Annotated in this window: 3 protein-coding genes; 2 read left to right on the forward strand and 1 reads right to left on the reverse strand. The window is 73.8% G+C overall.

Annotated elements, in window-relative coordinates:
* Positions 1 to 350: 350 nt before the first annotated feature.
* Positions 351 to 1259: an SDR family NAD(P)-dependent oxidoreductase gene (locus tag HMPREF0591_RS03975; RefSeq protein WP_085981519.1), complete on the forward strand. Its 909-nt coding sequence runs from the start codon at positions 351 to 353 to the stop codon at positions 1257 to 1259.
* Entirely contained in the window at positions 1256 to 2821 is a 1566-nt protein-coding gene (locus HMPREF0591_RS03980; RefSeq protein ID WP_007167131.1) for an AMP-binding protein, read from the forward strand. Before HMPREF0591_RS03975 ends, HMPREF0591_RS03980 begins: the two co-directional genes overlap by 4 nt.
* Before the next feature lie 16 nt (positions 2822 to 2837).
* On the opposite strand, the gene HMPREF0591_RS03985 is transcribed toward HMPREF0591_RS03980, so the two are convergent.
* Positions 2838 to 6532, reverse strand: a 3695-nt coding sequence (locus HMPREF0591_RS03985) for a cation-translocating P-type ATPase (RefSeq protein ID WP_007167132.1), incomplete at its 5' end; no start/stop codon positions are given.

Raw genomic sequence — 6532 nt, forward strand, 5'->3', positions numbered from 1 at the left:
GCGAGTGCCGACCCGGTGAGGCCGGCCGCCGCAACCACCGCTGGGCTGAGGAAACGAGCTATTTGACGTGCGATCATGTCGCAATTGTGCCCAGTCAACACATCGCTTAAACGCGGAATCGCGGGAAATTACTGGGAATTCACACGGCCTCGCGCCAACCGCCGGGCGCGGGCCGAGAATCCTTGCGCGCGACGATCATCCGCCGACGCGGCGGAAGCCGCTCCAGCGCCCGCCCCGGGGTGGGGACACGACCGGGCCGGGGCGCGGGCACGAACCGCAATATGGTCTGCTAACTATGACGAATCGAGCGCTCGGTGCAGCCAACCGCCGATCCTCGACACGCGGCTCGAGTGAATGCAGCGGCAAAGTTGAACGTACTAGTGCAGACCCTCAACAAGGTCACGGACCGCCTGGCCAATCCGGCCCGCGAGTCGGATCCCGACAAGCTCCGCGGCGCCGTCGCCGGCAAGACGGTGCTGGTGACCGGCGCCTCGTACGGAATCGGCGAGGCGACCGCGCGCAGGCTGGCCGCCGCGGGCGCCACCGTGCTGGCGGTCGCCCGCTCCGAGGAACGCCTGGGCGACCTCGCGGCGTCGATCAACGCGGCCGGTGGCCGCGCGGTCGCGTACCCGACCGACCTCACCGACGAGGCCGCCGTCGGCGCGCTGACCAAGCAGGTCACCGAACAGCACGGCGCGCTCGACATCGTGGTCAGCAACGCCGGTAAGTCGTTGCGCCGCTCGCTGCATCACCAATACGACCGGCCGCACGACTTCGAGCGCACCATCGACATCAACTATCTCGGGCCCATCCGGCTGCTGCTGGGGCTCCTGCCGGCCATGCGCGAAAGCGGCCGCGGGCACATCGTCAACGTGTCCAGCGTCGGGGTGCGCGTCGTGCCGGGCCCGCAGTGGGGCGCGTACCAGGCGTCGAAGGGCGCCTTCGACCGGTGGCTGCGCAGCGTTGCCCCGGAACTGTACGCCGACGGTGTGGAGGTCACCACGGTCTACTTCGCGCTGGTGCGTACGCGGATGATCGAGCCCACGCCCGTCCTGGGCCGACTCCCCGGAATGTCGGCCGATGAGGCCGCCGATGCGATCGCCAAGGCCGTCATCGAGCGCCCGCGCAGCAACGAACCGCCGTGGGTGCTGCCGGCGGAGCTGGCCTCGGTTCTGTTGGCCGGGCCGGCCGAACGCGCGGCGCGACTCTGGTACCGGCGGTTCTTCGCGGATTCCGGCGCCGCCGAGGGCCGGTCGTGACCACCGAAGGGGTGGTCGGCACCGCGGCCCGGGCGCTGCTGCGGTCGCGGCTGCTCGCCCCGCCCTCGCCGCTCGCCACCCTGCGGCTGCTGCGTGAGGCGCGTCGGGGCGGCACCAATCCCTACACCCTGCTGGCGGTCACCGCGGCGCGATGGCCCGACCGGGCCGCGATCGTCGACGACGACGGCGTCTGGGACTACCGCCGGCTGCGGGCGGTGACGGACGCCGTGGCGCGCCGGCTCTCCGGCCACGGTGCCGGGCCCGGCGACGCGGTGGGCATCATGTGCCGCAACGGACGCGGCTTCATCGCCGGGGTGTTCGGCGCCGCCCTGGTCGGCGCGGACGTGGTCCTGGTCAACACGGACTTTCGCAGCGACGCCCTGGGCTCCGCGATGAGCGCGCACCGGATCACCACGATGATCGCCGACGACGAATTCGGCGAACGCGTCCGGGCGGCCGACGAATCGGTCGTCCTGATCGACCCGGCCACGGTCGGCGCCGACGAGGGCGGGCCGCGCCCCGACGTGGCGACGCCGGGCCGGATCGTCCTGCTCACCTCGGGCACCACCGGCACGCCCAAGGGCGTGCCCCGCTCACCGCAATTGCGTTCCGCGGTGGGAGTGTGGGTCACGATCCTGGACCGCACGGGGCTGCGCACCGGGTCGCGAGTGTCGGTGGCAATGCCCATGTTTCACGGGCTCGGGCTGGGCATGCTGATGCTCACGGTGGCCCTCGGCGGCACGGTGCTCACCCATCGCCACTTCGACGCCGAAGCCGCGCTGGCCCAGGCGTCGCTGCACCGCGCCGACGCGTTCACCGCCGTGCCGGTCGTGCTCGCGCGCATCCTCGCGCTGCCCGAGCGGGTGCGCGCCCGCAACCCCGTGCCGTACCTGCGGGTGGTGATGTCGAGCGGGGACCGGCTGGACCCGACCCTGGGCCAGCGGTTCATGGACGCCTACGGCGACATCCTCTACAACGGCTACGGTTCCACCGAGGTCGGCATCGGCGCGCTGGCCACGCCCGCGGACCTGCGGGAGGCGCCCGAGACTGTCGGCAAACCGGTCGCCGGCTGCCCGGTGCGCATCTTCGACAAACACGACCGGCCCGTCGGGCCGCGCGTCACCGGGCGCATCTTCGTCGGGGGCGAGCTGGCGAGCGAGGGCTACACCGGCGGTGGTGCGAAGGCCGTCGTCGACGGCATGACCAGCACCGGTGACATGGGCTACCTCGACGACGCGGGCCGGCTCTACATCGTCGGCCGCGAGGACGACATGATCATCTCCGGCGGCGAGAACGTCTACCCGCGCGCGGTCGAGAACGCGCTTGCGCAGCACCCCGCCGTCGCCGACAACGCGGTCATCGGTGTGCCCGACGAGAAGTTCGGTCATCGGCTGGCCGCGTTCGTGGTGCTGCAGCCGGGCAGCGACACCGACGAGGCGGCGCTGCGGGAGTACCTGCAGGGCAGGGTCTCCCGGTTCGAGCAGCCCCGGGACATCACCGTCGTCGCCAGCATCCCGCGCAACCCGGCGGGCAAGGTCGTACGCAAGGAACTGTCCGGCTAGCGGCGTAGCGAAAGCCTTAGTCCTGCTTGGGTTCCAGGGCGGCCACCTGCTTGCCCAGCCAGTTGGGCGCCAGGACCGAGACGACGGTGGCGCCCGCGGTGGCGCCGATGACGCCGGTCCAGGCGACCGGGCCCATCGGCGTGCAGCCGAAAAAGTGGCTGACGCCGGGGGTTTGGACGATCGCGACCAGCACACCCGCGCTGCCCAGCGCGGTGCCGAGGACGAGCGGGCTGTGGCGGCGGGTCAGCAGCGTCTGGGCGAGCTGCGTGGTGACCAGTGCGGTGAGTCCCATTGTCGACGTGCGGCGTTCGGTGCCCGGCGTCCAGCGACCGATGGCCCAGGCCGCCGTCGCGCCGGCGGCCGTGACGGCGCCCCGGGTGACGATCTGCCGCATCAGGGGGGCGTCGAGGGACGGCGGGGGTCCCGACAGCGTCGCCAACTGGAAGGCGCGATGCAGTTCCTCGGCGTCGCGGTCGACCCCGTCCTCGGCCTCCTCCGGCTCGCGGTATTGCGGGGTGACGGCGACCGCAAGCGCGGGGAACATGTCGGTCAGGAGGTTCACCAGCAACAGCTGACGGGTGCCCACCGGGGCGCGGCCCGTGCCCAGGGCGGTGCCGATCAGGGTGAACAGCACCTCGCCGACGTTCCCGCCGACCAGGATGCTCACCGCGTCGCGCACCCCGCCCCACATCCCGCGCCCCTCGACGAGCGCGTCGAGCAGCACGCCCAGGTCGTTGTCCGTCAGCACGATGTCGGCCGCGCCGCGTGCCGCGGAGGAGCCGCGGCCGCTGACGCCGATGCCCACATCGGCCATCCGGATGGCGGCGGCGTCGTTGGCGCCGTCGCCGACCATGGCGACGGCCTGCCCGCCGGCCTGCAGCGCCGCCACGATCTGTACCTTCTGTTCCGGGCTGACGCGGGCGAAGACCTGGACGTCGGCGGCGACCTTGGCGCGGTCCTCCTCGCCGAACGCGACGAGTTCGGCTCCCGTGATCTCGCGAGCATTCTCCGGCAGCCCCAGCTGGCGGGCGATCGCCCGCGCGGTCACCGGGTGGTCGCCGGTGATCAGCACGACCCGGCGGCCGGCTTCCACCAGCGCCTCGATCAGCGGCCGCGCCGACGCACGCGCGGTGTCGGCCAAACCGACGTAGCCGATCAACTCGAGATCGTGCGCGGCGGCGTCGACGGCGTCGGCGTCGGTGTCCTCCTCGCCGGTCCCGTGCTCCCAGGGGCGCTGCGCCACCGCGAGCACCCGCAGGCCCTGCTCGGCCAGGCGCACCACGAGCGCCTCCGCGCGGTCGTGCTCGGCGCCCGAATCGGCGAACCGGCACCGCGGCAGGACTTCTTCCGGTGCGCCCTTGACCATCAGCATCGGCCCGCCGGCGGACGCCTCTCCGGCCGCCGTGCCGATGGCGGCGGAGTAACCGCGACTGGACTCGAACGGAACCTCGGCGAGCACGGTCCAGTCCGAGGCCCATTGACCGTCGATCGAATTCGCCGCCGTGAGGATCGCCTCGTCGGTGGCGTGCGCGTGACCGCCCCCGTTGTGGGGCTGCGTGCTGCCGCGCGCGGCGGCCCGCAGCACCGCGGCGGACGCCGGGTCGGTCACCTCCGGGAAGGGCGCGTCGGCGCCCGTCTGGTAGGGGACCCCGCGGACGACGCGCAGCCGGTTTTCGGTCAGCGTGCCGGTCTTGTCGAAACACACCGTCTGGACCCGGCCCAGCGCCTCCACGGCCCGCGGGGTGCGGACCAGGGCGCCGCGCCGCGACAACCGCTGGGCCGCGGCCAGCTGGGCCAGCGTGGCCACCAACGGCAGACCCTCGGGGACGGCGGCCACGGCGATGGCCACCCCGTCGGCGACCGCCTGACGCAGCGTTCCCTGATGCAGCAGCGCCAACGCGGTCACCGCCGCGCCGCCGGCCAGGGTCAGCGGCAGCACCTTGCTGGTCAACTCGCGCAGCCGGGCCTGCACCCCGGCCGCCGATTCGACGTCGGCGATCGCCGAGATCGCGCGCTGCGCGGCGGTGCCCGCGCCCGTCGCCACGACGATCGCGCGGGCGTGCCCGGCGACGATGGTGCTGCCCTCGAACAGCATGCTGGCGCGGTCGGAGTCCGCGACCGCCACGGGCTCGACCTGCTTGTCCACCGGCAGCGACTCGCCGGTGAGGAAGGACTCGTCGACCTCGAGGTCCTCGGCCACCAGCAGGCGCGCGTCGGCCGGCACCACCTCGGGGGCGGCCAGGTCGATGATGTCGCCGGGCCGCAGCGACTTGGCGTTCACCGACACCGTCCGTTCGGCGGTGCGGGCCGCCTCCAGCCGGCGGTGCGCGGTGGCCACCGCTGGCAGAACGACGCGGCGCGCGTACTGGTCCTGCTCGGCGAACAGCTCGGCGACCGCCGCCTCGGCCCGCAACCGCTGCACCCCGCCGGCGACCGCGTTGGCGGTCATCACGCCGGCCACCAGCAGCGCGTCCACGCTGCTGCCGACGATCGCCGAGGCCGCCGCCCCCACGGCAAGGATGGGCGTCAGTGGATCGGCGAGTTCGGCACGCGTCGCGGACAGCAACCGGCCCACCTGGCCCGCCGGCCCGCGCAGCGGCGCGAGCAGCGGGTTGTAGGACAGGTCGTCGAGCAGCTGCCGCCACGGCGCGACGCCGGGTTCGACCGCCAGGGGCCGCGTTCGGCTGGCCAGCCGCGAATAGACGATCTCCGGATCCAGGGCGTGCCAGGCGGTCAGCGGCTGCGGCGTCGGATCGGGCAGCCGCAGCACCCGGGAGGCCGCGAAGCTGCCCTGCATCAGCGCGGCGGCGGCGGCGGCGTTGACCGGGTTGAGCCAGCGCTGCACGGCGAACGGGCTCAGCGTGCGGGGGTCGCCGGTGACCAGCAGCAGCCCGGCCAGGGTGCTGCCGCCCTTGGCCAGGCGCACCGCCGACTCGGTCGCCTCGCGGGCCACCGGCAGCGCCGACAGGATGCGCACCGCCGCGGCCAGGTCGGTGCCGGTGATGATGTCGGCCGTCCACGGCGTGGCGGCCTGCGGGTCGTCCAGCGCCACGCCGACGTCGGCGATGGCCAGCGCGGCCAGGGTGTCGGTCGAGGCGAAGTCGCGGTGCAGCGCGGTGATCAGCAGCACGGGCCCGCGGTCGGTGCGCAGGTCGCGCACCAGCTGCAGCAGCGGCGTGCCGGGCGGGTGACTCACGGCGACGCTGGCGGTCAGGTCCTCGGTGCCGGCGACGTGGCGCAGCACCACCCGGCCTCCGGTCCGGTGCGCGATCTGCAGCAGCGGGATCGCGAACGGGTCGACCTCCCAGCCGACGTCGACGCTGCCCACCCGCTCCCCGTCGACGATGAGGTCGGCGTGTTCGAGGCCCTGCGCCGGTGTCGCCGAGGATCCCTGCGCCCGGACCCAGCGCAGGCGGGCGCCGGTGGCGGGCAGCTCGTCGGGGTCGGGTTCGGGCGCTTCCTCGCCGTGCAGCAGCGCGTCGGCGACCTCGTAGACGCGGTCCTCGTCCCACCCGGGGACGTCGCCCCGCGCGCGCAGCACGGCGCGGTTGTCGCCGCGCAGCGCGGCGCCGTCGATGACGACCACCTTGACCCGGTCCAACCGCCGCAGGGCGCCCGGGTCGAGGAACAGCTGCCCGGCGTTGGCCAGTCCGCGGCCCAGGACGGCCGCGAACGTCTGGCGGCCCACGTGCGCCGCCCGGGGCACGCCGG

It is taken from the genome of Mycobacterium parascrofulaceum ATCC BAA-614, from assembly GCF_000164135.1.
Classification (GTDB): Bacteria; Actinomycetota; Actinomycetes; order Mycobacteriales; family Mycobacteriaceae; genus Mycobacterium; species Mycobacterium parascrofulaceum.